The 26,669-nt window shown below is 69.1% G+C and carries 24 protein-coding genes; 13 read left to right on the top strand and 11 right to left on the bottom strand.

The window, feature by feature from the left end; translation table 11 throughout:
* Window positions 1-7: 7 nt before the first annotated feature.
* Window positions 8-1,918, bottom strand: a complete 1,911-nt coding sequence (locus SRB5_RS31210) for an AMP-dependent synthetase/ligase (RefSeq protein WP_153456831.1) — start codon at window positions 1,916-1,918, stop codon at window positions 8-10.
* A 14-nt stretch (window positions 1,919-1,932) separates the two neighbouring features.
* Window positions 1,933-3,219 carry an acetyl-CoA C-acetyltransferase gene (locus SRB5_RS31205; protein ID WP_153456830.1) on the bottom strand — a complete coding sequence of 429 codons (1,287 nt, stop codon included), beginning with the start codon at window positions 3,217-3,219 and terminating at the stop codon, window positions 1,933-1,935.
* 87 nt (window positions 3,220-3,306) lie between these two features.
* Between SRB5_RS31205 and SRB5_RS31200 the strand changes: the two genes are divergently transcribed.
* Both SRB5_RS31200 and SRB5_RS31195 read left to right on the top strand, forming a co-directional pair.
* Window positions 3,307-4,626 (top strand): 3-oxoacyl-ACP reductase, encoded by a 1,320-nt coding sequence (locus tag SRB5_RS31200; RefSeq protein WP_153456829.1) that lies wholly within the window; start codon window positions 3,307-3,309, stop codon window positions 4,624-4,626.
* 5 nt (window positions 4,627-4,631) lie between these two features.
* Entirely contained in the window at window positions 4,632-5,489 is an 858-nt protein-coding gene (locus SRB5_RS31195) for a MaoC family dehydratase (protein ID WP_153456828.1), read from the top strand.
* Between the two features lie 47 nt (window positions 5,490-5,536).
* On the opposite strand, the gene SRB5_RS31190 is transcribed toward SRB5_RS31195, so the two are convergent.
* From SRB5_RS31190 to SRB5_RS31180, 3 genes are all read right to left on the bottom strand, one after another.
* Window positions 5,537-6,166: an MBL fold metallo-hydrolase gene (locus SRB5_RS31190; protein WP_153456827.1), complete on the bottom strand. Its 630-nt coding sequence runs from the start codon at window positions 6,164-6,166 to the stop codon at window positions 5,537-5,539.
* A complete protein-coding gene (locus SRB5_RS31185) occupies window positions 6,166-7,251 on the bottom strand; it encodes an S-(hydroxymethyl)mycothiol dehydrogenase (RefSeq protein WP_153456826.1) in 1,086 nt (361 codons plus the stop codon). Before SRB5_RS31185 ends, SRB5_RS31190 begins: the two co-directional genes overlap by 1 nt.
* A 102-nt stretch (window positions 7,252-7,353) precedes the next feature.
* Window positions 7,354-7,989 (bottom strand): TetR/AcrR family transcriptional regulator, encoded by a 636-nt coding sequence (locus tag SRB5_RS31180; RefSeq protein WP_323378782.1) that lies wholly within the window; start codon window positions 7,987-7,989, stop codon window positions 7,354-7,356.
* A gap of 83 nt (window positions 7,990-8,072) precedes the next feature.
* Here SRB5_RS31180 and SRB5_RS31175 point away from each other — a divergent pair, with 83 nt between their 5' ends.
* Together SRB5_RS31175 and SRB5_RS31170 are read left to right on the top strand one after the other, a co-directional pair.
* A complete protein-coding gene (locus tag SRB5_RS31175; RefSeq protein ID WP_153456825.1) occupies window positions 8,073-8,543 on the top strand; it encodes an SCP2 sterol-binding domain-containing protein in 471 nt (156 codons plus the stop codon).
* 15 nt (window positions 8,544-8,558) lie between these two features.
* On the top strand, window positions 8,559-9,770 hold the full coding sequence (locus SRB5_RS31170) for an acyl-CoA dehydrogenase family protein (RefSeq protein WP_153456824.1): 1,212 nt from the start codon (window positions 8,559-8,561) through the stop codon (window positions 9,768-9,770).
* Window positions 9,771-10,027: 257 nt separating this feature from the next.
* Here SRB5_RS31170 and SRB5_RS31165 read toward each other — a convergent pair whose 3' ends face one another.
* Together SRB5_RS31165 and SRB5_RS31160 are read right to left on the bottom strand one after the other, a co-directional pair.
* Entirely contained in the window at window positions 10,028-11,248 is a 1,221-nt protein-coding gene (locus SRB5_RS31165) for a helix-turn-helix domain-containing protein (protein WP_153456823.1), read from the bottom strand.
* Between the two features lie 242 nt (window positions 11,249-11,490).
* Window positions 11,491-12,750: a helix-turn-helix domain-containing protein gene (locus SRB5_RS31160; protein WP_153456822.1), complete on the bottom strand. Its 1,260-nt coding sequence runs from the start codon at window positions 12,748-12,750 to the stop codon at window positions 11,491-11,493.
* A 649-nt stretch (window positions 12,751-13,399) separates the two neighbouring features.
* On the opposite strand from SRB5_RS31160, the gene SRB5_RS31155 reads away from it, so the two are divergent.
* The 3 genes from SRB5_RS31155 to SRB5_RS31145 all read left to right on the top strand — a co-directional run bounded on the left by SRB5_RS31155 (window position 13,400) and on the right by SRB5_RS31145 (window position 16,383).
* Window positions 13,400-14,014, top strand: a complete 615-nt coding sequence (locus tag SRB5_RS31155) for a hypothetical protein (protein ID WP_153456821.1) — start codon at window positions 13,400-13,402, stop codon at window positions 14,012-14,014.
* 142 nt (window positions 14,015-14,156) lie between these two features.
* Window positions 14,157-15,608: a DUF6801 domain-containing protein gene (locus SRB5_RS31150; protein ID WP_153456820.1), complete on the top strand. Its 1,452-nt coding sequence runs from the start codon at window positions 14,157-14,159 to the stop codon at window positions 15,606-15,608.
* Window positions 15,609-15,744: 136 nt separating this feature from the next.
* A complete protein-coding gene (locus tag SRB5_RS31145; protein WP_228390580.1) occupies window positions 15,745-16,383 on the top strand; it encodes a hypothetical protein in 639 nt (212 codons plus the stop codon).
* A 127-nt stretch (window positions 16,384-16,510) separates the two neighbouring features.
* Here the strand turns inward: SRB5_RS31145 and SRB5_RS31140 are convergent, their stop codons facing one another.
* The 3 genes from SRB5_RS31140 to SRB5_RS31130 all read right to left on the bottom strand — a co-directional run bounded on the left by SRB5_RS31140 (window position 16,511) and on the right by SRB5_RS31130 (window position 18,781).
* Window positions 16,511-17,515 carry a helix-turn-helix domain-containing protein gene (locus SRB5_RS31140; protein ID WP_153456819.1) on the bottom strand — a complete coding sequence of 335 codons (1,005 nt, stop codon included), beginning with the start codon at window positions 17,513-17,515 and terminating at the stop codon, window positions 16,511-16,513.
* A 250-nt stretch (window positions 17,516-17,765) separates the two neighbouring features.
* Window positions 17,766-17,960, bottom strand: coding sequence for a DUF397 domain-containing protein (locus SRB5_RS31135; RefSeq protein WP_153456818.1), 195 nt, complete (start codon window positions 17,958-17,960; stop codon window positions 17,766-17,768).
* The gene (locus SRB5_RS31130; RefSeq protein WP_153456817.1) at window positions 17,957-18,781 is read right to left on the bottom strand and encodes a helix-turn-helix domain-containing protein; all 825 of its coding nucleotides are present in this window, start codon (window positions 18,779-18,781) and stop codon (window positions 17,957-17,959) included. Before SRB5_RS31130 ends, SRB5_RS31135 begins: the two co-directional genes overlap by 4 nt.
* Window positions 18,782-18,970: 189 nt before the next feature.
* Here SRB5_RS31130 and SRB5_RS31125 point away from each other — a divergent pair, with 189 nt between their 5' ends.
* From SRB5_RS31125 to SRB5_RS37635, 3 genes are all read left to right on the top strand, one after another.
* On the top strand, window positions 18,971-19,417 hold the full coding sequence (locus SRB5_RS31125; RefSeq protein WP_153456816.1) for an ATP-binding protein: 447 nt from the start codon (window positions 18,971-18,973) through the stop codon (window positions 19,415-19,417).
* A gap of 490 nt (window positions 19,418-19,907) precedes the next feature.
* Entirely contained in the window at window positions 19,908-20,420 is a 513-nt protein-coding gene (locus SRB5_RS31120; RefSeq protein ID WP_153456815.1) for a hypothetical protein, read from the top strand.
* A 457-nt stretch (window positions 20,421-20,877) separates the two neighbouring features.
* Window positions 20,878-21,702, top strand: a complete 825-nt coding sequence (locus SRB5_RS37635; protein ID WP_194293083.1) for a hypothetical protein — start codon at window positions 20,878-20,880, stop codon at window positions 21,700-21,702.
* Window positions 21,703-21,709: 7 nt separating this feature from the next.
* On the opposite strand, the gene SRB5_RS31110 is transcribed toward SRB5_RS37635, so the two are convergent.
* Window positions 21,710-21,964, bottom strand: coding sequence for a hypothetical protein (locus SRB5_RS31110; protein ID WP_153456813.1), 255 nt, complete (start codon window positions 21,962-21,964; stop codon window positions 21,710-21,712).
* A 590-nt stretch (window positions 21,965-22,554) separates the two neighbouring features.
* Here SRB5_RS31110 and SRB5_RS31105 point away from each other — a divergent pair.
* The 3 genes from SRB5_RS31105 to SRB5_RS31095 all read left to right on the top strand — a co-directional run bounded on the left by SRB5_RS31105 (window position 22,555) and on the right by SRB5_RS31095 (window position 26,667).
* A complete protein-coding gene (locus SRB5_RS31105; RefSeq protein ID WP_228390579.1) occupies window positions 22,555-24,027 on the top strand; it encodes an ATP-binding protein in 1,473 nt (490 codons plus the stop codon).
* A 703-nt stretch (window positions 24,028-24,730) separates the two neighbouring features.
* The gene (locus SRB5_RS31100; protein ID WP_153456812.1) at window positions 24,731-25,801 is read left to right on the top strand and encodes an ABC transporter ATP-binding protein; all 1,071 of its coding nucleotides are present in this window, start codon (window positions 24,731-24,733) and stop codon (window positions 25,799-25,801) included.
* Window positions 25,798-26,667, top strand: a complete 870-nt coding sequence (locus SRB5_RS31095) for an MlaE family ABC transporter permease (protein WP_153456811.1) — start codon at window positions 25,798-25,800, stop codon at window positions 26,665-26,667. The genes SRB5_RS31100 and SRB5_RS31095 overlap by 4 nt, the downstream gene beginning before the upstream one ends.
* The last annotated feature ends 2 nt before the right edge of the window (window positions 26,668-26,669 follow it).

Here is a 26,669-nt window from a genome sequence, read left to right as displayed (position 1 = left end):
CCCCGGCTCACCCCCCGTACAACCCCTCGATCTCCTTCGCGTAAGCCGCCCCCACCGCATGCCGCTTGACCTTCAGCGACGGCGTCAGCAGCCCGTTCTCCTCCGAGAATTCCCCGGGCACGATCACGAACTTCCGTATCGACTCCGCCCGCGACACCGCCTCGTTCGCGTAATCCACCGCCCGCTGCACATCCCGCCGCAGTTCAGGATCCTCCACCAGCTCCGCGACCGGCGTATCCCGAGGCCGCTTGCGCACGGCCAGCCAGTGCTCCACCGCCTCCGCCTCCAGCGTGACCAGCGCCGCGATGAACGACCGGTTGTCCCCGACGACCATGCACTGCCCCACCGGCGGCCGGCTCCGCAGCCGGTCCTCGAGCACCGCCGGGGACACGTTCTTCCCCCCGGTAGTGATCAGGATGTCCTTCTTCCGCCCGGTGATCGTCAGATACCCGTCCCCGTCCAGCGCCCCCAGATCCCCGGTGGCGAACCACCCGTCATCCAGCGCCGCCCCCGTGGCCTGCGGGTTGTGCCAGTACGACCCGAACACGATCCCGCCCTTGACCAGCACCTCCCCGTCCTCCGCGATCCGCACCGACGTCCCCGGCACAGGCTTGCCCACCGTCCCGGGCCGAGGCTCCAGCGGCGGGCTGATGGTGGCCGCCGCGGTGGTCTCCGTCAGCCCGTAACCCTCGTAGATGACGATCCCGGCGGCGTAGAAGAAGAGACTCAGCCGACGGTCAAGAGGCGACCCCCCACTGATCGCGTACCGCAGCCGCCCCCCGAGCTCCTTCCGCACCCGCCGGAACACCAGCAGGTCGTACAGTGCCCACCCCAGCCGCAGCCCGAGCCCAGGACCCCGACCGGTCCCCAGATACCGGGCCAGATGCTGCTCCGCGAACCGAACCGCGATCCCGTCCGCCCGCTGAAAGGACGCCCCCCGGCCGATCTTCTCGGCCGTGGCCCGCCCCGTGTCGTGGATCTTCTCGAAGAGGTACGGCACCCCCACCAGAAACGTCGGCCTGAACGCCCGGAACTCCGGCCGCAGCTCGTCCGGTTTGATGCTCGGCCAGTGCCCGATCTCGATCCGCGCGCTCAGACACGCGATCTGGATCGCCCGCCCCAGGATGTGCGCCAGCGGCAGGAACAGCAGCGTCGACGCCGTCTGCCCGGTCACCGCCTTGAACACCGGATGCAGCAGCTCGATGGTGTTCGCGGCCTCCGCGTACAGATTGCCGTGCGTGAGCACGACGCCCTTCGGCCGCCCCGTCGTCCCGGACGTGTAGCAGACGGTCGCGATGGTGTCGGAGGTGAGAGCCGTACGACGCTTCGTCACCTCCTCGTCCGACACCCCCGCCCCGAGCGCCTGCAGCGCGACGAGCCCGTCGCCCTCCAGCGTCCAAGTCCGGGGAGAATCGGCAGAGTTGGCCGTAGCCGCGTTCTCCGCAGTCTCCACGACCAGATGCGTAGCCCCCGAGTCCTCGAGGATCCACGCCACCTGCTCCGCCGACGACGTCGGATAAATCGGCACGGTCTGCCCCCCGGCCGCCCACACCGCGAAGTCCAGCACGCACCACTCGTACCGCGTACGGGACATCAGCCCCACCCGCCCGCCGGACTCCAGCCCCGCCGCGATCAGCCCCTTGGCCGCCGCCATGACGTCCGCCGCGAAACCGGCCGCCGTCACCGGCCGCCACGGGCCCGACGTGTTCTGCTCCTTGCGCCGGATCGCGACCCGGTCCGGCTCCTCCGCCGCGTTGGTGAACGGGATGTCGGCACAGGTCCCGGTGGCCGGCGTGGCGACGAGGGCGCCCGCGCGCACCTCGCGCACCACATCGCCCTCCCGCACCACGTCGTACGTGACACGGCTCGCCAGGTCACCGCGCTGTCTCGCGCGCTTCAAATCCTTGCGTACGCCCATCTGCCAGCTCCCGTCTAAGCCTCGAGAATCGCCGTGACGCCCTGTCCACCCGCCGCGCAGATGGAGATCAGTCCCCGCGCCGGCGCGCCCTTGGCGTGCAGCATCTTGGCCAGCGTCGCCACCAGCCGCCCGCCCGTCGCGGCGAAGGGGTGTCCGGTCGCCAGCGACGACCCGTTGACGTTCAGCCGCGCCCGGTCGACGGTCCCGAGGGGGGCGTCGAGGCCGAGGCGGTCCTTGCAGAAGTCGGCGCTCTCCCACGCGGCCAGCGTCGCCAGCACCTGGGAGGCGAACGCCTCGTGGATCTCGTAGAAGTCCAGGTCCCCCAGTCCGATCCCGGCGTCGTCGAGCAGCTTCGGCACCGCGTACGCGGGCGCCGTGAGCAGCCCGTCCGGTCCCTCGACGTAGTCGACGGCGGCGCTGCGGGAGAAGCTGACGTACGCCAGCACGGGCAGCCCCCGCTCCGCCGCCCACTCCTCGCTCGCCAGCAGCACCGTCGAGGCGCCGTCCGTCAGCGGCGTGGAGTTGCCGGCGGTCATCGTGGCGCCCTCGCCCTTGCCGAAGACCGGCTTGAGGCGGGCCAGCTTCTCCGCCGTCGAGTCGGGGCGCAGGTTCTGGTCCCGGGTCAGGCCCCGGTACGGGGTGAGGAGGTCGGCGAAGAAGTCCGCCTCGTACGCCGCCGCCAGGCGCTGGTGGCTGGTCGCCGCCAGCTCGTCCTGCGCCTCGCGGGAGATCCGCCACTCCTTCGCCGTGCGCGCCGCGTGCTCGCCCATCGACAGGCCCGTCCGGGGCTCGGCGTTGCGCGGGATGTCGGGGACGACGTGCCGGGGGCGCACCTTGGCGAGGGCCTTGATCCGGCCGCCGGTGGTCTTGGCGCGGCGGGCCTCGAGCAGTAGCTTGCGCAGGTCGTCGTTCACGCCGAGGGGTGCGTCGCTCGCGGTGTCCACGCCGCCGGCGATCCCGGCGTCGATCTGGCCGAGGGCGATCTTGTTGGCCACGAGGATCACCGCCTCGAGCCCCGTGCCGCACGCCTGCTGGAGGTCGTACGCCGGGGTGCGGTGGTCCAGGGCGCTGCCCAGGACCGTCTCGCGGGCGAGGTTCCAGTCGCGGGCGTGCTTCAGGACGGCGCCGGCGACGAACTCGCCGAGCTGCGCGCCCTGGAGGTGGAACCGTTCGACGAGCCCTTGCAGCGCGGCACTCAGCATGTCCTGGTTGGAGGCCGTGGCGTACGGGCCGTCCGCGCGGGCGAACGGGATGCGGTTGCCGCCTATCACCGCGACGCGGCGGGGTCCTGCGGTGTTCATGTGACTCCTCGGGCGCCTTGTTCCTTGTGATCCTGAGCCGCTAACTTTACTCTTCAGTAGACTTACTCATCCGTTAAGGGGATTGCAATGGCCGATCGCTACCAGAAGTTCACGGCGAGCGGACCGGGGGGCTTTCTGGCCAAGCGGCTCGGCCTCCCGCGCCCGGAGCCCCTGCGCCGCCACCGCCCCGGTGACCCGGCCGTTCCCGGTCCGGTCGTGCTGGGCGGAGCGCCGGAGGGACGGCTGCTGAAGCCGGTACGGGCCGTCCTGGACGCGTGCGGCGCCACGCCGGGGGAGTCGGACCGTCCGCACGCGCTCGTCTTCGACGCGACGGGGATCACGACGAGCGCGGGGCTGCGGGAGCTGTACGACTTCTTCCACGGCCGGATCCGCTCGGTCGCCCCCTGCGGGCGGGTGATCGTGCTGGGTACGCCGCCCGAACTCGCCGGTACCGTCGCGGAGACGACGGCGCAGCGGGCGATCGAGGGCTTCGTACGGTCGGTCGGCAAGGAGCTGCGGCGGGGTGCGACCGCGCATCTGCTGCTGGTCGCGCCGGGGGCGGAGGGGTCGGTCGAGTCGTCGCTGCGCTTCGCGCTGTCGCCGCGGTCGGCGTACGTGTCGGGGCAGGCGGTACGGATCACCGGCACGTCCGCGGACGCGCCCGCCGACTGGGAGCGCCCGCTGGCCGGGCGTACGGCGCTGGTGACGGGGGCGTCGCGGGGGATCGGGGCGGTCGTCGCGGAGACGCTGCACCGGGACGGGGCATCGGTGACCGTGCTCGACGTGCCCGCGCAGTCGGGGGATCTGGCGGCGGTGGCGGTACGGGTGGACGGGCGGGCGCTGGAGCTCGACATCACGGCGCCGGACGCGGGGGAGCGGCTGGCGGCCCACTTCGGGGAGGGCGGGCTGGACATCGTCGTCCACAACGCGGGGATCACCCGGGACAAGACGCTGGGGCGGATGGACGAGAGCCGCTGGGACGCGGTGATCGCGGTGAACCTGACGTCGGTCGAGACCCTGACGGAGTCCTTGCTGGCGAAGGGGATTCTCGCGGACAACGCCCGGGTGATCTGCACGTCGTCGATCAGCGGCATCGCGGGCAACGTCGGCCAGACGAACTACTCCGCGAGCAAGGCCGGCCTCATCGGCTACGTCCAGTCCCTGGCCCCGTCCCTCACGGACCGCGGCATCACACTGAACGCGGTGGCCCCCGGCTTCATCGAGACGCAGATGACGGCGGCCGTCCCCCTCTTCATCCGCGAGGCGGGCCGCCGTATGACGTCCCTGAAGCAGGGCGGCCAGCCGGTGGACGTGGCGGAGACGGTGGCGTACTTCGCGTCGCCCGGCAGCGGGGCGATCACGGGCCAGGTGCTCCGCGTCTGCGGCCAGGGCCTGCTGGGGGCGTGAGGCGCATGCAGACGCTGCCGAAACCCCCGGGCCTGGCGGGCTCGTACGTCAAGGCGGTCCTCCCGCGCCGCCGCCCCCCGGGGGCGACGCTCCCGACGGAGGTCTTGCGCCTGGCGCCGACGCTCCCGTCGGAGGACCACGTCCGCCGCTACGCGAAGGTCTGCGGCTACTCAGAGGCCCCCGCCCACCTCCCGCCCCTCTACCCCCACATCGCGGCGTTCCCCCTGGCGATGCGCCTGATGACGTCCCCGGCCTTCCCGTACCCGGTCCTGGGAATGGTCCACCTCTCGAACCGCATCGACCACATCCGCCCGATAACCGCCACAGAACCCCTGACGTACGAGGTCTGGACGGAAAACCTCCGCCCCCACCCGAAGGGCAAAGCGTTCGACGTCCGCTCCCGAGCCCTCTCGAACGACACCCCGGTCTGGGACGAAACGTCCACATACCTGGCCAGAGGCAAGGGCGAAGGCACCACACCCCCCTGGCCGACCCGCGACTTCACCACCCCATCCCTGACGGAAACCTGGCAAGTCACGCAATCCACAATCCGCACCTACGCCGCAACCTCAGGCGACCGCAACCCAATCCACCTCCACCCCCTGACAGCCCGCCTCTTCGGCTTCCCCCGCTCAATAGCCCACGGCATGTGGACAAAGGCCCGCTCCCTGGCATCCCTGTCCTCAGCGGCCCTACTCCCGGACGCCTACACAGCCACCACAGACTTCCGAGCCCCGGTCCTCCTCCCAGCAACCCCAGAGTTCCGAGCGGCCAGCACTTCCGAAGGCACAGCCTTCGCCCTCCGCCGCCCAAACGATGAAAAGGAACACCTCAGGGGCTTGATCACGCCCCTGGAGCCCTGAAAGCAACGCCCGGGGTCCCAAAAAGCCGAGGACCCCGGGCAATTACCTCAGTGCCCCCGCTTGACCCACTCCTCCAGCTGCGGAGCCTCCGCACCGACCGTCGTCGACTCCCCGTGCCCCGTCAGCACCTCCGTCTCCGGCGGCAGCGTCAGCAGCCGGTCCCGGATCGAGTCGATGATCGTCGGGAAGTCGGAGAACGACCGCCCCGTAGCCCCCGGCCCGCCCTGGAACAGGGTGTCCCCGGTGAAGACCGTCCCCAAGGCCGGGGCGTGGAGGCACACCGCCCCCGGTGCGTGTCCCGGCGTGTGGATGACGTGGAGCGGGGTCACCGCCTCGATGATCTGCCCGTCCTCCAGCCACCCGTCCGGGTCCCGCTCCGGGTGCGTCTGGCGCCACAGCGGGAGGTCGTCCCGGTGCAGCAGGATCGCCGCCCCCGTGCGCGCCGCCAGGGCCGGGGCCGCGTCGATGTGGTCGTTGTGGGCGTGCGTGCAGATGATCGCCGTCAGCCGGCGGTCGCCCACCGCCGCCGCGATCGCGTCCGCGTCATGGGCGGCGTCGATGACGACCGCCTCCGCGTCGTCCCCGACGATCCACACGTTGTTGTCGACGTCCCACGTCCCCCCGTCCAGGCTGAACTGCCCCGACGTGACGAGCCGGTTGATACGAGCGGCGCCCATCAGAGGATCACGACCGACCGCAGCACGTCCCCGTGATGCATCCGCTCGAAGGCCGCCTCGACATCCCCCAGCCCGATCGTCTCGGTGACGAACTTGTCCAGCGGCAGCCGCCCCTGCAGATGCAGGTCGACGAGCATCGGGAAGTCCCGCGACGGCAGGCAGTCCCCGTACCACGACGACTTCAGCGACCCGCCCCGCCCGAAGACGTCGATCAGCGGCAGCTCGAGCTTCATCTCCGGCGTCGGTACGCCGACGAGGACCACGGTCCCCGCCAGATCCCGCGCGTAGAAGGCCTGCGCGTACGTGGCCGGATGTCCGACGGCCTCGATGGCGACGTCGACACCGAAGGTGTCCGTCAGCTCCCGGATCGCCTTGACGGGGTCGGTGGTCTTGGAGTTCACCGTATGGGTGGCGCCCATCCCGAGGGCGGTCTCCAGCTTACGATCATCGATATCCACCGCGATGATCTTCGAAGCCCCCGCCAGCCGCGCCCCCGCGATGGCCGCGTCCCCGACGCCCCCGCACCCGATGACGGCGACGGAGTCCCCCCGCCCGACCTGCCCGGTGTTGATGGCGGCCCCGATCCCGGCCATGACCCCGCACCCGAGCAGCCCCGCCACGGCCGGCGACACGGACGGATCCACCTTGGTGCACTGCCCCGCATGGACGAGCGTCTTCTCCGCGAACGCCCCGATCCCCAGCGCCGGACTCAGCTCGGTCCCATCGGTGAGCGTCATCTTCTGCTTCGCGTTGTGCGTGTTGAAGCAGTACCACGGCCGCCCCCGCAGACAGGCCCGGCACTGCCCGCAAACGGCCCGCCAGTTCAGTACGACGAAATCCCCGGGCGCCACATCCGTGACCCCGTCCCCCACAGCCTCGACGACCCCAGCCGCCTCATGCCCCAGCAGAAACGGAAACTCATCGTTGATCCCGCCCTGCTTGTAATGCAGATCCGTATGACACACCCCACAGGCCTGGATCTTCACCACGGCCTCCCCGGGCCCGGGATCCGGCACCACGATGGTCTCGACCCGAACGGCCTCGTTCTTACCCGGAGCGATGACGCCCCGTACTTCCTGCGCCATGGCGAAAAGCCCTTCCTCGACGGCTGCGGCAGCGGCCGGCGACACCGAAGCGATCATCGCCGACCGAACCCCTGACCACCGTATTACGCAGGACGGACCCGCTCAGGCACCCTCACCGGAAGGCGGTGTCCACACTTCCCCCCGCAGGGCGCTCCGCATCCCGATCCACACCATGTTCATCAGCCGCAGCGTCACCCGCTCCGGCGACTCCCCCGGATGCCGCTCCATCCAGTCCGTCAGCGAATCCGCCGCCCCCACCAGCGCGTGCGCCACGAACTCCGCCTCCTCCGAGGCGCCACCCGGAGAGCTCGACGCCACCAGCCCCGTCACCGCCGCCATCACCGACGACCGCTGCCGCGTCACCTCAGCCGCGACCTCCCCGCCCACCTCCGGCGCCTGCCGGTAGAGCACGACCCACCCGTCCCGATGCCCCGCGACGAACGTGAAGAACGCCGTCAGCCCCGCCCACAGCTGGGCCTCCGCACCGTGCCCCTCGCGGGCCGCGCCCTGGAACTCCTCCGTCAGGCGCTCGCCCTCGCGCCGGATGCACGCGATGAACAGCCCCTCCTTCGAGCCGAAGTACAGATACACCATCGGCTTGGAGATCCCCGCCAGGTCGGCGATCTCGTCGACGACCGCCGCGTGGTACCCGCGCTTGGAGAACACCTGCATACCGGCATCGATGATCTGCTGCTCCCGCACCTGCCGGGGCAACCTGCGCCTGACCTTCTCACTCACGCTTGCCAGCCTAACCGCCGAGCCGCTAATTTGACCCCAGAGTAAGTTTACTGCGCGGTAAGGACCCAGGGAAGGGCACCCAGATGACGGACCAGCAGAGCGCCGCCAAGACACTCGCGGACCTCGACTTCGCGACCGTCTCCCCGGAGGAGTTCGCGAGGATCGTGAAGAAGCTCTCCGACAAGGAGATCACCGAGATAGCCCGCGACGAGCCCCTCCGTGCCCGCGTCATCGCCGAGATCTTCGGCCGCATGGGCCGCCAGTTCCGCTCCGACATGGCCGGCTCCCTCAAGGCCCTGATCCGCTGGAAGATCACCGGCGACACCGAGATCGTCTACGAGACCGACCTCGACCACGGCGACATCAAGGTCACCGAGGGCCGCACCAACGCCGACCCCCGCACCACCCTCGTCATGAACGACGCCGCTTTCCTCAAGCTGACCTCCGGCAACGGCAACCCGGTCACGATGTTCATGACCCGCAAGCTCAAGGTCGCCGGCGACGTCGGCTTCGCCGCCGGCCTCACCCGCTACTTCGACATCCCCAAGGCCTGAGGGAGGCACCGGACCATGGCTTTCGGATTCGACCTCACCGAGGAGCAGGCGGACCTGCGCGACTGGGTGCACGGCTTCGCCAAGGACGTCGTACGCCCCGCCGCCGCCGAATGGGACGAGCGCGAGGAGACCCCCTGGCCCGTCATCCAGGAGGCCGCGAAGATCGGCCTGTACGGCTTCGAGTCCCTCGCCGACCTCTTCGGCGACCCCAGCGGCATCTCCCTCCAGCTGGCGAACGAGGAGCTCTTCTGGGGCGACGCCGGCATCGGCATGGCCCTCTTCGGCACCTCCCTGGCCGTCGCCGGCATCTTCGCCGCCGGCACCCCCGACCAGCTCGCCGACTGGGTCCCCGAGTGCTTCGGCGACGAGAACGACCCCAAGGTCGCCGCCTTCTGCGTCTCCGAGCCGCAGGCCGGCTCGGACGTCTCCGCGATGCGCACCCGCGCCCGCTACGACGAGGCGAAGGACGAGTGGGTGATCAACGGCCAGAAGGCATGGATCACCAACGGCGGCATCGCCAACATCCACGTCGTCGTCGCCTCCGTCGACCCGGACCTCGGCGCCCGCGGCCAGGCGGCGTTCATCGTCCCCCCGAACACCCCCGGCCTGGCCGGCAACAAGAAGATCAAGAAGCTGGGCCTGCGCGCCTCCCACACCGCCGACGTCTTCCTCGACGACGTCCGCGTCCCCGGCAGCTGCCTCCTGGGCGGAAAGGACCGCCTGGACCGCCGCCTCGCCCGCGCCCGCGAGGGCACGACGGCCAAGGGCCAGGCCGCCATGGCCACCTTCGAGGTCTCCCGCCCCACCGTCGGCGCCCAGGCGCTGGGCATCGCACGGGCGGCGTACGAGTACGCCCTGGAGTACGCGGGCGACCGCGAGGCGTTCGGCCGCCCCATCGTCGACAACCAGGCCATCGCCTTCGCCCTGGCGGACACCCGCACGGAGATCGAGGCGGTGCGCCTGCTGATCTGGCAGGCGGCATGGATGGCCCGTAACGACAAGACCTTCGACGCCGCGCAGGGCTCGATGGCCAAACTCCGCGCCGGCGAACTGGCCGTGGCCGCCACGGAGAAGGCGATCCAGATTCTGGGCGGCGCGGGTTACAGCCGCGAACACCCGGTGGAGCGAATGTACCGGGACGCAAAGATCTACACGATCTTCGAGGGCACCAGCGAAATCCAGCGCCTGGTGATCTCCCGAGCAATAACGGGCCGCCACATCCGCTGACCGGCAACCCGGCAACCCGGCAACCCGGCAAACCGGTGAACCGGTGAACGGTGAACGGTGAACGGTGAACGAAAGAGCGTCGGCCTGGGGTGCCCCCGTTGAAACGGTAACGGGCGGCTGCGGGTGGGATTCCCCCCGCGCCGAAGGCGCGGGCAGGCCGACGCGCTCACCGTCACCCCCGGCAAAGGCCCCAGCATAGGCCCCGGCCCCAGCCGCACTGCAGTCGCCCGGGACCGGAAACCACGAGTCCGGAGGACTTACCCCCCGTCGTACGGAACGCCACCCTGAGCCCGATCCCGCAACTCAAGCGCCCGCAGCACAGCCTCCAACGCGAACCGACTCTCCGCCTCGGCCATCTCATGCCCGAACAACTGATCAGTAACCCGCAGCCGATACCGAATCGTCTGCGGATGCACACGCAACTGCTCAGCCATCTGCACCGCAGTCCCCCGAGTGGTGAGCCACACCTGCAGCGTCTCCGAGATCCGCTCCCGCCGCCCCGGCGTAAGCCCCGCCAGCGGCGCCAGCCGCCGCCCGGCGATCTGCTCCACCAGCGCCGGATCGGCCATCAGCCACAGCGTGAGCAGATGATCCTCACACCGCACCAGCGGCCCGTCCTGGACGATCCCGGTCTCCACGAGCCGCAGCACCCGCCGCGCCCACCGCAGCCCATCGGCCGCCTCGTGCAGCGGCAGGGTCAGCCCCACCGCGGCCGGCGGATGCGACACCGCGTCCCGCAGCGCGGCGAACCGCTCCTCGCCGACCTCACCGGGCACCAGCGCGTACGGCTGCGGCCCGGCCGTGTCGACCAGCACGTCCGGCCCCAGCCCCGCGGGCAGCGGCCCGTCCCCGCGCAGGGCGACCGCCGTCGCCTCGGCGGGCAGCGGCCACTCGGCCCGTTCGGCCAGCGCCTCGATCGCGCCGGTCGTCACGGCGGTGCCGGTGACCAGCAGCCGCAGCAGCCGACGCCGTGCCGTGTCCCGTTCCTCGGCGTTCCCGGCGACGGCCTCCTGGTATCCCTCGCGGGCCAGGACCGACAGCTCGTCGATGTACGCGAACAGCGCGTCCGCGAACACGATCATCACCTGCGAGGAGATACGGTGCCGCTGCCCGATCTTCATGGCCCGGCGCCAGGCGACCCGGCCGCCGATGCGATACGCGGCCTGCAGGGAGTCCAGACTCCGTCCCTCGAGCGCCTCGAACTTGCCGAGCCGCCGGTGGACCTCGTCGAATTGTGCCGTGGTCGCCCGGGGGGCGGCGACCCGTTCGGCGAAGCCGTCCAGGGACCGCTCCACCCCCGTCCTCAGGACCCGGTCATAGACGGACCCCCTCGCGTGCGCGTACTCGGGAAGCGCTCGGCGGATCTCATGGGTGATCTCCTTGAAGAGGCTCGGCAGTTCGGGCCGGATCACCGCGGCTAGCTGTTGCGGTAATTCGGGCCGCTCGGCGAGCGGTGGTATACGTGCTGCCGATTGCATACAACAACCCCTCACGTCACCGGCAGGGTACGGCCGGCAGCTTGGCGTGTTTGATGGCTGCGGCGCCGGCTGGTGTGGGGGAGGTGACCGGCGGACCGCAGGGCGTGACCTGGAACACACGTTACGTCGTTAACATAGAACAAATGGCGTATGCACGCACAGGCTGCGGAACGCGCTTTCCTGAACAGGTTTGACAAACTGCGCGGTAGGGTACGTCCCGTGCCCCGCCGCCCGGGCATGTCTCAGCCCGGGCCGGCCGCGCCCGCGGCCCGCTTGCCGGGGTCCGTGCCGTCGTCCGCCCCGTCCGCGCCCTCCCGCAGGCGCAGTGCCCGCAGCGCCACCTCGATGGCGAACCGCCGGTCCGGTTCCTGCAGCCGGTTCCCGAAGCTGTGCCCGAGGTTGCGCAGCCGGTAGCGCACGGTCTGCGGATGCACCCCGAGATCCTCCGCGACCGCCGCCGCCGTCCCCCGGGTGGTGAGCCACACCCGCAGCGTCTCGAGCATCCGCCCCTGCCGTACGGGCGTCAGCCCGTCCAGCGGCGCCAGTTCCTGCCGTGCCAGCACCTCCACCAGCGCCGGGTCCGAGAGCAGCAGCAGCGTGACGAGATGCCGCTCGGCCCGCAGCAGCGGTTCCGCCTCGATCAGCCCGGTCCGGGCCAGCTCCAGCAACTGCCGTGCCCAGCGCAGCGAATCGTCTGTCTCCGCCAGCGGTACGGTCAGCCCGGCCGCCGTCGGCCGCCCCTGAGCCGCCTCCAGCAGCATGCGCTGCCGCGCGTCGTCCAGCGGGCCGGGGACGAGCAGATGGGGCTGCGTGCCCTCCTCCTCGGCCAGTACGTCGGTGTCCAGCGCCGCCCGGTCCAGCCCCATCCCCGGCGTCAGCGCCACCGGCGTGGCCTCCTCGGGCAGCGCCCACCCCGATTCGTCCGCCAGATCCACCACCGCCGGATGGCCGGGCGTCGAGCCCCCCGCGACGACGAGCCGCAGCAGCCGGCGGCGCAGCGCGCCCTGCTCCTCGCCGGGGGTGGACAGCGCCTCCAGATAGCTGCGGTGGCACAGCACCTCGATCTCGTCGATGTACGCGAAGACGGCGTCCGCGAACATCGCGATCAGCGCGGGCGCGATCTGGTAGCGGGCGGCGACCGTACGCGCCCGGCGCAGGGCCACCCGCGCGCCGGTCCGCAGGGCGGTGCGCAGCACCTGGAAGTCCCGCCCCTCGAACGCCTCGAACCGGCCGAGCCGGCGGCAGACCTCGTCGCGCAGCGCCAGGGCCGTGCCGGGGTGGGCGACCTCGTCGACGAAGACGGAGAGGCTTTGGCCCACGCCGTCCTGCACCATCCGCCCGTACGGACCGGCCAGCAGATGCCCGTACTCCGGCACCACCCGGCCGATCTCCCGGGAGATGTCCGCGATCAGACTGGGTAACTCCGGCCGCATGACGGCCGCGAGCTCCTGGGGCAGGGGCTCGGGCGGCTGGCTGAGCCCGGAGGGTTCTGTGACCGGCATTCGGCGTCTCCTCCCGCCGCGCTGCTCTCGTCGCGCGGAGGGGCATGGGCGGTGCCCGGCGAAGGGGCCGAGGGGGCGGCCCGGGGGGCGGCGGCGGGGCACCGGGGTCGCGCCGCCCACGCGCAGCATGGACCGCCGGGGGCGGGAGCAGCAGGCGGACGGCGAGGATTTCGCACCGGGCCACAAAGCGCGCGGGGGGAAACGCTCAGCGGGTGACAAGAAAAGGGTGTGGGGTGTGGTCGCTGTCGGGTGATGGTGTGAAGGTGTTGCGCGTCATCGGTGGCGCCCGTAGCGTCCCGCCCGCCGGGTGGTGGGCGGCCGGCCCGCCGGTGATCGAGTCGAGGGAGGTGCCCGGACGGATGTCGGATTGCTCATCAAGTTACAAAAAAGAACGGCCGGACGCGCACTTCCTTAACGCAATTTACCCAACGGTAAGAATTGCCGGACTTTCTCTGAAACCTCTCTTGCGTGCTGGGTTACCGGTACGTAACGTCCTGTGCTGCAAGGTGCTCCTACCGGGAATGCAGCCCAACGGCGCCACAACACCAGTGGTGATCGCGGATGTCGCCCGCGCATCCGAGCAAGGGGGCTGTGATCCAGTGTACTTCCACTCACGGCGGGCTCAAGAGGAGAAGAGGAGAAACCCCCTATGAGCAAGTTCGCAAAGCGCACGGCGTTCGTCGGTGCGGCTCTGATCGCGGCGGCGGGTATGACCGTGTCGTCGGCGTCGGCTACGGCGGCGAGTCACCCGTATGTCGTTACCGGCGGCGGGGCGTACACGGCCACGGCAACCGGTCCCACGCTCGCCGTTCCGAACGCGACCCTTATATGCGACAGCGCGACGGCCTCTGGCTCCGTCAACGGTGGTTCGGCTGTGAACAACCCCCTTGCGACGATCACCAGCCTCGCGTTCCTCAACTGTTCGGTGTCCGGGATCCGCTTCGGCGTGACGATCTCGGGCCTGCCCTACACGCTGAATGGTGACCACACCGACACCGTGAACGGCGTAAGCACTGGCACGGTTAACGGCGCCATCCACGCCGAGATCGTGGACACGGACACGGGCGGCATGCTGTGCAGCGCGACGTTCGTGGGCACCACGATCGACGGGGCGTACGACAACAACTCGAACCAGCTGAACGTCCTCGGCGGCGGTGACCTGCACGCCTCGGCAGCTAACTGCCTCGGCTTCATCAACACGGGCGACCACGCCGACTTCGAGGGCGAATTCGTCCTCAACCACGCGGTCACGGTCAACCACTGAGCACGGAGCAATCCGAACCATCAGCAGGGTGCCCGGGCCACCGGGCACCCTGCGCCCCCTCACAGCCCCACCGAGCCGTACCCAGTACAACAACGCGGGCGGGAGCCGTAGGCTCCGTGGTCCGTCGGAGGAGTAGCGGAGAATGGACAGACGCCGCACGACGCGTGTCGCATCCGTGGGAGCGATTGCGCTCCTCTGCGGACTGCTTCCCCTGGCCGAGTCGGCCGCGCAGGAACGCAGGGCAGAGACGAGCGCCGCGTACAGCTGCGCGTTCCCGTCCGGGCCGCAGGACGTGTCTGCGGTGGTTACTGCCGACTTTCCGACCACGGGCGCCGTGGACAAGCCGATGCAGCCCCGCAACATCTCCGTGGCAGTATCACTCCCGAGTGACCTGCTGAGCGCTCTGCCAGGCGGCGATGCTCCCGGACTCACTGCCGCCGCCGAGTTGAAGGTCCAGGTGGAGCAGGGCAAGCAGACGGCTGTCGCTCCCTGGGCCGGCCTCACGGCGAAGCCCGTGTCGCAGGCCGACGAGAAGACCACGCTCCTGGAGTTCACCGGTGAGGTGCCCACCGTCACCGTGACCTCTCCCGGGACGGTGGGGTTCAGCGCCGGGCATCTTGATCTCGTGCTGACGCCCGGTGCGGTGGAGGGCGGGGCCGAGGCGTCATCGATCGCCTGTGACCTTGCTCCCCTTGAGTCCGGGTTGCTCGCGGCAGTAACCGTGCCGGGCGAAGTCGTCGATGAAGATGCCCCCTCGGACGCGCCCAAGAGTCCAACCGCGCAGCCCCAGGACGATCAGAAGAGAACCCAGGACGACGCGGCCGGTCCGGGAATTACAGCGACTGCGGACCCCGTGACCATACAGCCGTGTCCGACCGACAGGCCCACGATTGACTGGGACCCGTCGTTCTTCCCACCGCCGATTCCAGGGAATGTGATATCGGACAATCCCCTGGGCGGGGTGTACCAGTGCGCCTACATCCTTGGAATCGCGAACGCGGCCAAGCTGGGATCCGCGACCATGCTCAACAATCCAGCAGGGGTCGTACCCGCGCAAATACTGAGCAATGTCCAGTTCTCTGGCCGGGAGCAACGCGGAAAGGCCCAGCTAAATCTTCCGGATTCCACCTCCACCAACCTGACGTTCGGATTCATGCCGGTCACCGCTACCGTTGAGTTCAACGTGGGGCCGACTACCTTCTATGCCAGAGATGAGAAGAGCTCGGGGGTTCCCACCTACATACGGATGCGCATGAACCAGACCATGCGGATCAAGGATGTCCGGATCAATGGCGTTGTCTATGACGTAGGCAATGAGTGTCGTTCCGGCCCTATGCGGGTGGATGTGACGGGATTCGACTCCAACCGCGACCCCGAACCCCCGGAGTACACGGTCTTTCAGGGGGGTACCCTCCGGAGTTCCGTTACGATCCCGCCCTTCTCCGGCTGTGCCCACGGAAGCGAGGATCTGAACGATCTGCTGACGGCTACATTGTCGGGTCCCGGTAACTACATCGAACTGCGGCAGGGCTGGCTCTGCATACCAGCCACATGTTTCATCCTGCCTCAGGTGAAGCCGACGCTCCCCCAGTAGTGCCGGACAGTATCGCTCACCCGAATCCCCCGGCCGCGGCACCGCACCTTCGTGGTCAGTACCGCGGCCGGGTTGTGTTCCATCGCGCAACGCCGTCCATTCAGTGTGTGTACGAACCAATCTCGGGAGACACCAGATGAAGCGAATGCGAGCCACCCTGACGGGCCGTGGAAGAGCCGTGGTCCGCGCCATGATGGGCGTGTGCGCCGCCGCCGGACTCGTCGTCCTCGGCGCCGGGCCCGCGTCGGCCGCCCCCGTCCCGCTCGACTATCCGATCACCGGCGTCACGCATCTGGCCGGCACGGACTCGGACCTGAACCTCGGTCCCGGCACGCTGAAAATGAACGTCGACCTGAACGCCGGGACCATAACCGGCAACACGATCATTCCGCCGGCCACCGGCTCGTTCAAGACCTTTGACCTCCTCCCGGTCACCGCGACGACCGAGTTCGTCGAGACGGAGCCCACGACCGGGACCATCAGCACCACCGGCCAGGTCAACACGACCTCGAAGATCAAGCTGCGGATCACCTCCCTCAAGATCCTCGGCATCCCCCAGCTCATCGGCCCGTGGTGTGAGACCGAGGTCCCGGCGACCATCAACCTTCAGTCGCAGCCCGGCTTCAGCCCCTTCCTGGGCGGCGACATGGCAGGCACATACACCATCCCGAAGTTCGAGCACTGCCTCCTGCTGACCCCGGTCATCAACCTGCTGATCCCGAGTGACGGCAACACCATCTCGCTGACGCTGGGCAGGGCACAGGCGGGCAGTTGACCACCTCGGCTGACCCGAGCGCCTGACACAGGGCCGTGCACCGCGCGCACCACCGTGCCCGCGCGATGCACGGCCCGTTCGGCTGTGCGCAGGGCGGCGTTCCGGCCGGTGGTCGGGACTCCGGGGCTTACGTTGTATGTGCTGCGAGGGCTCGGCGTTCGCGTACCGCGTCGCGGAGGGCAGCCACCCGGGCGGCGAAGTTCGCGGTTTGCGTGGATGGGTCGGTGACGTGAGCCGGGGCGACCCCGGCGCAACTGGCGCACAGGCCCGTGTGCTGGTTGCGGGGGAGTGGGTCGCGGCATTCGGCGCACTCCGGCAGTGGGGCGGCGGGATCGCGGTGGGCACGGGGTGCGGGCAGCTTGTCGCGGAGGCGGTGGGCCAGGAAGCCGCGGGGGTGGTTCACGCGTTCCGGCAGTCCTGAGGTCAGTGCGTGGAGCATCACCAGCCGCGAGCAGCCGCGTTCCAGCCAGGGGATCACGAGGGGCGCCAGGGTGAGGGTCTCGCGCGGCGAGAGGGTCAGCTTCGGTTCGGCGGCGGTGATGTGGGCGAGTATCGCCGCCGCTTCGGTGATCTGCGGGTCGGCTTCGGGCGCGGGTCCGGCTTTGGGCTGCGCTGCGGCCCCGGGGTCCGGGAGGGCTTCGGGCTCTGGGGCGTCGCCGGGATCAGCGGGCTCATCGTGGGCCGGGGGCGGATCTTCCGCGTGCGCGGCGACCGCGCCCGCCCCCCGGGGGGTTGGTACATCTTCCCCGGTATTTCTTCCCGAAGGGAACGCTCCCGGGTTCGGGCCTGCCGGTTCACCGCTTCCCGGGGGCATGGGAAGCGGCGAACCGGCAGGGATGGGTGTATCGGTGACGTACGTCCAGCAGCGGATGCGTCCGGTGTCCGGATCGCGCGTCGTACGGCGGTGGTAGTAGCCGGCCTCGATCAGCTCGTCCAGCGCCTTGGAGATGTTCCGCCGGCCGACCTTGGGGTGCTTGTCGGCGAGGGTGCGGGCGTCCTCGCGGCTGCCGTCGGGCAGGGAGAGCAGGTACACCAGGATGCCTCGGGCCGTGAAGCTGAGGCGTGGGTCCCTGAGGACCTCGTCGCGGAGGACGGTGTAGTGGCGCGTGGGCGCGCTAAGGTGGATGCGCATCGAAGGTCTCGCTTCGGTGTCCGGCCCCGGGGTGTTGCTAGCACCGCCGGGGTCACTTACGTGACGTTATGGCTGCGGAGCGTATCCGCCCGATCGCTCTACGTCTAACTGGGCGCCATCGGACGGTACTTGGTGTATAAGCAGGGCACATTCTTTGTGAGACGCCGTGAGGCCCGTCGCATGTAGGAGCGGCCTCAAACCGCCCGGGTGATCGGACAGCTGAGGCCGCTTGGCGCGTGAGCGAAGTTGCTCAATCCCGGATACGGGCCACGAACGCGGACCAGGCTTCACGGGTGAAGGTGAGGTGGGGACCCGTGGGGTTCTTCGAGTCGCGGACGTGGACGTGGGTGGGGGCCGTGGCTATCTCGACGCACTGGCCCCCTTCGCTGTCGCTATAGCTGCTCTTGATCCAGGCTGTCGGCTCGGTGCGTGTGGACTCGCTCATGTCTCTCCCAAGATCTTTTCGATGTGGGACAGCGATTCGTGCGGAGTCAATGCCTGGGCCCGGATGAGCCCGTACCTTGCCTCCATCTCACGGACCCTGTCCGGTTCGGTGATGACCCGGCTGACTGCCTGCACCTCTACGTACCCCATCCTGCGGTGGCCTTGAGTGTCGAGCAAGGTCATGGGTCCAGCCAGTCCGGCGTGATCCGTGCAGTTGGTCGGCATCACCTGGATCTCCACGTTCCGTTGCTGCCCCACCAGAAGCAGCTGTTCGAGCTGCCCCTTCAACACGTCTCGTCCGCCGATGGGGCGGTGGAGCAGTACTTCCTCCATGACGAAGCTCATCAAAGGTGCGGGCTTGCGATGAAGGATCTTCTGGCGTGCCAGACGTGTCGCAATTCGCTGTTCGAGGGTCGCTTCATCCAGTACCGGACGACGGGTGTTGAGTACGGCTCTGGCGTACTCCTCCGTCTGCAGCAGTCCATTAGCGACCCGCGAATCGTAGGCGTGGAGCTCGAGCGCTTCGGCCTCCAGCTTCGCGAAGTCCCGAAAGAACGCTGGGTACCGGGCCTGCTCGACCCCGTCCTTGGCCGCGATGAGTAACCCGCCCGCCCCCAGCACCTCATCCGCGCGGTCGATGAACTCGGGCTGCGGGATCCGCCGCCCCTGCTCGATCGACGCGATCAACTCCGCGCTGTACCCGAGCAGCTCGGCCAGCTCCGCCCGGCTCAGCCCCGCCCGCTCGCGGCACAGCTTGAGCTGCCGCCCGAAGCCCCGCAGAAACGCGGCGCCGTCATCCCGTTGCCGTGTGATGGTCGTCATCGCCAGTACCTCCCACCGATGGGAACGTGCCCGGCACAAGTTACGGACCGTGAGATGACCCCGACCCCGATACGACTGAAATACCACCCGAATGTGCGCGTACCGACGCGTACGGACCTCGTACATACAACGCCGGGTACGCTGCCCTTTCCTGGCCCACCGCCCTCACCAGCAGAAATGCTGACGGCCATGGACCTCACGCACCACACACCGGCACCACCCCGACCGGTGCCCCCCACCCGCGACTTCGAGATGTGCTTCACCTCGACCCCACGCGGCGCCCGCCTGGCCCGCCTCCTCGCCGCCCAGCGCCTCGACAGCTGGGGCATCCCGTACGACACCCCCGCCTCGACATCGGCCACGGCGGTGGTCGCGGAACTCGCGTCGAACGCCATCACCCACGCCCTCGTCCCTGGCCGCGACTTCCGCCTCCGCCTCCTGCTCCTCCCCAACACAATCCGCATCGAACTCACGGACACCCACCCGGAGTGGCTCCCACCCACCCCCTCTCCAGCCCCCCTATCGGAATCGGGCCGCGGCCTCACCCTGGTCGCCTACCACGCCACCCGCTGGGGCGTGACGCCGTGCGTACCCACCGGGAAGATGGTCTGGGCGGATTGTGCACTGCCGGGGTGATGGTGATTCGGGGCTCCGGCCGACGAGGTCAGGGGGTGATCAGCTCACCGGGAGTGCTGATCGGAATTCGGGTCCGGCTGAGGACGGTTGGGGCAAGGGGTGAGTGCGCTCTCGGCGACAGCCAAGCGGATTATGCGGCGAGATTTGTGCAATGTGGGCTTACCTCGGAACTGGAAGGGGCTGCGGTCGGCGACGGAGAGATCGCGCGGTGCCGAGCTCAATTTTTTGCAGATCTGCGACGGCCGCACCGCAGGACGGCATGGGCGGAATGTGTGATACCGCTGACAAGATGACGCGCGGAAACGTGGATAATTGCTCACCCTTCGATAATTTGAGGGGAATCGATCGGATGCGCGCGACGTCGTGTGCTGTGTTAGCAGCCGTGGCGTGCACGGATATTGTGGACCTCGGTGTAAATGTGTATGGTGCATGGGGTGATGTGCTGACGGAGCGTGTAATCGATATGCGGAACCAGTTGAGGAGTTGGATCGTGCGAAATGTGTCTCGGTGCTTTACTTCGGCACTGTTCTCGCTGGTCACGGCGCTGGGATTGGCGGTGACACCAGCCCAGGCGGTGGGGCCAGTCCAGACGTCGGAAAGGCTGTTTATGTCTGGCCCGAACGCAATAATAACTTGTGAGCTCGGCGCCTACTTTACCGGTGATCTTTCGACGCTGACTCCACACGTCGATATCTGTCGGATGAGCGGTCTTGAGTTTGGCGTGAATTTCGGCGGATATCCCTGGCAGTTCGTTGCTCAAGGAGAGGGCATCCCCGCGTCGGGAGAGATTGTCGGTGCCATTCAGATATTCGCGATTTCCGAACCATCTATCTGCACGTTTAGTGTCGATGGTGCCGAGATCTCGGCCGCCTATGATCCGGAGCTCCATGGGTTGCATCTGCTGGATGAGGGCGATCTTGTGGTGACGGTCGCGGACTGTGTCGGCCTCTTCAACGCGGGTGACCCCCTCACCCTCTCCGGCTTCATGCCGATCCTGCCGTAGTTCCGGCCCAATCCCGTCCCCACCCGCCCGTACACACGCACTGTGCGTTCCGCACGCCGCCGGGCCTGGTGGGGACGCGTCGTTCCGGAGCCCGGAGCCGGGCCAGGTGGACCCCCTGCCGGAATCGGGCCGCGGCCTCATCTTGGTCGCCCACTACGCCACGCGCTGGGGCGTGACACCGTGCGCACCCATCGGGAAGATGGTCTGGGCGGATTGCGCTCTGCCGGGGCGGTGAGGGGGCGGTATGGGCGAGGCTGAGTTCGGACCGGGGTCCGGGGAGTATCCGGCTGCCGGAGGTCCGTCTGCGGGCAGGAGCGGCGCCACGTGCGTCAACTCGGCGGGGGATGTGGCGGGGTACACGATTCCGGGGCGCGGCCTGCTGCCGGTCCTGTGGCGCGGTGGGGTCTCGGCCGTGTTACTGGCTCAGGTTCCCGACAGCATCCATGGTGCGGTCACCGTGATCAACGACGCCGGCGAATGCGCCGGTACGGACCAGACCGGGGAACACCCGTCCATGCCCGTGCGCTGGTCGGCGTCAGGGGCGGTCGTCGTGATGGAGACGCTGCCCGGCGGCCTCAGCATCGTAAGCGGTATCAACGCGGGTGGTGTCACCGTGGGTTCGTGCTTTACGGAGGAGGGGACGCCGGGGGCCGTGCGATGGGACCGTGGCGGCGAGGTCACTGCTCTCGGGCTGCCGGACAGCCACGTGGTCTCCCTCGCGTGCGACATCAACGATGCCGGCGTGATCGTGGGTAACGCCGGCCCGGCCGACCTCATGGGCAAGGCCGTGCGCTGGAACGCCGATGGGACGATTACCGAACTGCCCATGCCCGAGGATGCCGAGAACGCGGTCGCGATGGCGATCAACAACGCGGGCGTCATCGTAGGTGAGGCAACGTCCGGCCGGCTGCTCGCCGAAAGCGGCTCCGACCCGGGGCAAGCCGTGCGCTGGAACACCGACGGTACGGTGACCCGGCTGCCGACCCTGGGCGGAGACCACGCGGCGGCCCAGGACATCAACGACAGCGGCGTGGTGGTGGGCAGCGCCCGTCGCGCGGACGGTTCGGTGCGGGCGGTGCGCTGGTCGGCCGAGGGGGAGGTCGTGGACCTCGGGGTCTTGGCCGGCGACGTGAAGAGCCGCGCGGAAGCGGTGAACAACGCGGGCGTCGTGGTCGGCGAGTCCATCAACGCGAACGACGAAACGCACGCGGTGCTGTGGCAGCCGGACGGAACCATGGTGGCCCTCGGCCAGCTGCCGCCCCGGCGCCCTGACCCGAGCTGACCGGCGATCAGCGCACCGGGAGCACGGAGAACTTCCCGCTGACCTTGAACACCAGCGGCACGCCGTCGATCGCCTGCGGCGACTCGGGCACATCGGCGAGGGAGAGCACGTACACGTGAATCGCGAAGTTCTCACCCTGCCCGGAGGCGTCGGTCACGCTGTCGTCAAACGCACCGATCCCCGTCCCCTGCACCGACCGATACCGCTCCCGGATGACGTCCCGATTCCGCTCGACGACCTCCTTCGCCCGGTTGTACGACACACCACGGGCCGGAGCCGGGGATTCCGAAGGCGGTGTCGCCTCCACCGCCGGAGAGTTCGAGGGCGGTGTTGTCTCCGCCGCCGGAGAGGGAGTCTCGGCGGCCTCGGGCTGACCGCTCTCCGCACCCTGCTGCCCTTGATCCCCGCAGGCGGCAAGCGCACCTCCGACAACAGCCAACACGACTAATCGACGCGAGACACCCGACATGAACTCACCTCGGAAGCTCCCCGGGCCGACACCTCCATCGGCCCCTTGGCCGGACCCTGACACACCCACGCGGACGGGACAAGACATCCGAGACCACCGAGGACGTCACGCCCGGTACGGATCCGCCAGCCGCAGCATCCGGTTTGCTGTCGGGGTGTAGGAGCGGTGGCTCGAAGGCGCAATGTCGCAATCATTGCGACATTCGGACGTGGAGCCGTCGTTGCTTCCTGATGGGCGGGTGGCATCAGGAGCAGCATGAGATACCCGTCACTGTCGCTCCCGCTCCACCGAACAGTGCCGCCGTACAGTGAATGATTCGTCACTCTAGGTTGCGTAAGTTCAGTTATCATAACTGGACCTATGTAAGTTGAGAGGTGATGGGCATGGCGCTGCCCCGGCCGTCCGAGATGTTCGATCGCGAGCGGGAGTGGTCCGCCCTCGGTGCGTTCGCTGGTGACACCCGGCCTGGCGCGGCGCTCGGCATCGTGTCCGGGCGGCGGCGGCAGGGGAAGACCTTTCTGCTCCGGGCTCTGTGCCAGGCGACCGGGGGCTTCTACTTCGCCGCCGACGAAGCGGCCGACGCGGAGTCGTTGCGGCGGCTCGGGGCCGCGCTCGGGGAGTATCTCGGGACGCCGACGACGCTGGTGCCGCAGGACTGGCATGAGGCGGTCGATGCGCTGTTGGCTCTCGGGCGTGAGCGACCCGTGCCTGTGGTGATCGACGAGTTTCCCTACCTCGCTCGGGTCAACACCCAGTTGCCTTCAATCGTGCAGAACGCTCTCGCGCCGCTGCGCGCGGAGCGCGACGAGAGCCGTAGCCGACTGCTGCTTTGCGGATCCGCCATGTCCTTCATGGGGCGGCTGCTGGGAGGAAACGCGCCCTTGCGGGGGCGGGCGAGCCTCGAACTCGTCGTGCCGACGCTGGATCACCGGCTGGCGGCCGAGTTCTGGGGGATCGATGATCCGGTGACCGCCCTCAAGGTCAACGCCATCGTCGGCGGCACTCCGGCGTATCGCCGCGAGTTCGTCCGCGACGACGTGCCCGCCGGACCGGACGACTTCGACCCGTGGGTGCTGCGGACGGTGTTGAGTCCGACGAGCCCGCTCTTCCGTGAGGCGCGCTATCTCCTGGCGGACGAGCCGGAGATAAAGGACGCGGGCCTCTATCACTCGGTCCTGGCCGCGATCGCCTCGGGGAACGCGAGCCGAGGCGGGATCGCCTCGTACCTCGGGCGCAAGTCCGGTGATCTGGCGCATCCGCTGACGGTCCTCGAGGACTGCGGACTGGTCGTGCGTGAGCCGGATGTGTTCCGGGACAACCGGACCGCGTACCGGATCGCGGAGCCGCTGGTGACCTTCTATCACGCGGTGATGCGTCCGATCTGGTCGGATCTGGAGCACTCGAGGGACGCCGGCCGGTTGTGGGAGCGCAGCCGCTCGCGCTTCGAGAGCGGCGTCATGGGGCCGCACTTCGAGCAGGTCTGCCGGTACTGGACGCGCTTCACGGCACCTCCCGAACTCCTCGGGGACTATCCGAACCGGGTCGGTTCCGGAGCGGTCAACGACCCATCGAACAAGACCAGTCACCAGCTCGACGTGGTGGCGTTCGGCCTGGAGGACGGAGGGCGCAGCCCGCTGCTCGCCATCGGGGAGGCGAAGTGGCAGGAGGTGATGGGCACGGCGCATCTGGACCGGCTTCGCCGCGTCCGCGCTCTCCTCGCGGGGCAGGGTCGCTACGGGGCGGAGACGGCGAAGCTGGTCTGCTACAGCGGCGCGGGGTTCAGCGAGGCGCTGCGACGGGAGGCGGCGGAGGGCACGGACGTCGTACTGGTGGGGGCGGACGCGCTCTACCGGTGAGGGGTGGGGCGTAGGTTGGTGCGCCTGGAAGGGGCGGCGCGCACCCGTCATCCTCCACCCGGAGCGCCGCTGCACCCCTATCACCGCAAGACTTACTTATCGACAAAGCGGCACCCTCACCTCACTTGTCCCGCGTGATCGGCGGGCGAAAATTGCTCACCCGGTTATAGAAACCACCTCCCTGCCGCTCGCCCGTCGACAAGAAAAATCCCCCCTTCGCGCCCTCGCGATTTTTCTCGGAAACGAGTATTGCGCAGCGAGTTACCCGTGCGTAGCGTCCCCTTCGCGGAGCGCTCACCGGAGTTGCTTCCTCCACCGCAATCCCAGATGTCGCCGCCGGGCGTCGGCGACTGGTGTACGCGGATTCGGACTGTCTGGAATCGCCCCCCAAGGCCTGGAGGTCGGCCGTGCGCGCAAGGTGTCGGGGTTCGGATCGGCGGCAGGCCGTGGTCGTTCGGGGGCGACGCGCGGGGTCCGCGCAGGTCGGCCCGGCCGGGCTGCTGGTCGGGGCCGGGGTTGTTCGGGGCCGGGGGCCGGGGCGCCCCCGGAATACGCGGTATCGGGAATCGCTCACGGAAGGACAAGGTCGTGATGGCGGTTTGTCACATGGTGACAAGGAATCCGGCGGGCCGGTTTCGGTGGCGATCACCTGTGCTGAGCTATGGCCGCAATTCGACGGCGACTGCGAAGTGGGGGGTGTGACATGGGCGTCGAGGTGAAGGTCGAGGGCCTCAGCATGGCGTTCGGCCGGCAGCAGGTGTGGGAGGACGTCTCGCTCACCTTGCCCGCCGGTGAGGTGAGCGTGATGCTCGGACCTTCCGGCACCGGCAAGACGGTGTTCCTGAAGTCGCTCGTCGGACTGCTCAAGCCCCAGCGGGGCACCGTGCACGTCGACGGCTGCAACATGGTCAGGGACCGCGAGCGGGACGTCTTCGAGGCCCGGAAGATGTTCGGGCTGATGTTCCAGGACGGCGCGCTGTTCGGGTCGATGACCCTCTTCGACAACATCGCCTTCCCGCTGCGCGAGCACACCCGCAAGAAGGAGCGGGAGATCCGCGACATCGTGATGGAGCGGATGGAGCTCGTCGGCCTGGTCGGCGCGGAGGACAAGCTCCCCGGCGAGATCTCCGGCGGTATGCGTAAACGCGCCGGCCTCGCGCGGGCGCTGGTGCTCGACCCGCAGATCATCCTGTGCGACGAGCCCGACTCGGGCCTGGACCCGGTCCGTACGGCCCTGCTGTCGCAGCTGCTCATCGACGTGAACACGCAGATCGACGCGACGATGCTCATCGTCACCCACAACATCGACATCGCGTCCACCGTCCCCGACAACATGGGGATGCTCTACCGGCGTTCGCTGGTCACGTTCGGCCCCCGCGAGGCGCTGCTGACCAGCGAGGAGCCGGTCGTCGCGCAGTTCCTCAACGGCAGCCCGCACGGCCCCATCGGGATGACCGAGGAGAAGGACTCCGCGACGCTCGACGCCGAGCTGGCGATGGGCAACGGCCTGGACTTCCAGACCCGCGAGATCGTCCCGCAGCTCGAACCCTCGCCAGGTCTGCCGCCGCGCGCGGCCGTGCACCGGCGCCGGGAGCGCGTACTGGGGATGCTGGCCACCCTGCCCCACGCCGCGCGGGAGGCCATCCTCGCGACGATGCCGGGGCACACGCACCCCACACCGCCGCCCGCCGCTCCCGACGCGGAGACCCTGGCCATGGAGCCGCTGCGGGTCGATCCGAGCACCTGGAGCCCGAGACCGGAGGGCCAGGCATGACGACCCTGATCCCGCCCCCGCCGCCGGGCGGGCCGCCCGGCGACCCGGCGGATGACGGCGAGACGACGACGCGGAAGCAGACCGGCGAGCGGCGGCCCGTACCCGGCCTGGGCTGGCTCCGGCAGACCGGGGCGCTGTTCTCGCTGTCGCTGTCCGTGCTGCGGATGATCTTCAAGCGGCCGTTCCAGTTCCGCGAGTTCATCGAGCAGTTCTGGTTCATCGCCAGCGTGACGATCCTCCCGGCGGCCCTGGTCTCCATCCCGTTCGGCGCGGTGATCGCCCTCCAGGTCGGCTCCCTCACCGAGCAGTTCGGCGCCCAGTCCTTCACCGGCGGCGCGAGCGTGCTGGCGGTGATCCAGCAGGCATCGCCGCTGATCGTGGCGCTGCTGATCTCCGGCGCCGGCGGCTCCGCGATCTGCGCCGACCTCGGGTCGCGGAAGATCCGCGAGGAGCTGGACGCGATGGAGGTCATGGGCGTCTCACCCGTGCAGCGCCTCGTCGTACCGCGGGTGCTGGCCGTGATGGGCGTGGCCGTCCTGCTCAACGGGCTGGTGTCCGTCGTCGGCACCCTCGGCGGCTACTTCTTCAACGTGATCATGCAGGGCGGCACGCCGGGCGCGTATCTCTCCAGCTTCTCGGCCCTCGCCCAGCTGCCCGACCTCTACATCAGCGAGATCAAGGCACTGATCTTCGGCTTCATCGCCGGCATCGTCGCCGCGTACCGGGGTCTGAACCCGCGCGGCGGCCCCAAGGGCGTGGGTGACGCGGTGAACCAGTCCGTGGTCATCACGTTCCTGCTGCTCTTCCTGGTCAACGTGATCCTCACGGGGATCTACCTCGAGCTCGTCCCGGCGAAGGGAAGCTGACG

It is taken from the genome of Streptomyces smaragdinus, from assembly GCF_009604385.1.
In the GTDB taxonomy this organism is placed as follows: Bacteria; Actinomycetota; Actinomycetes; order Streptomycetales; family Streptomycetaceae; genus Streptomyces; species Streptomyces smaragdinus.
This window is presented reverse-complemented; position numbering and strand designations above follow the sequence as displayed.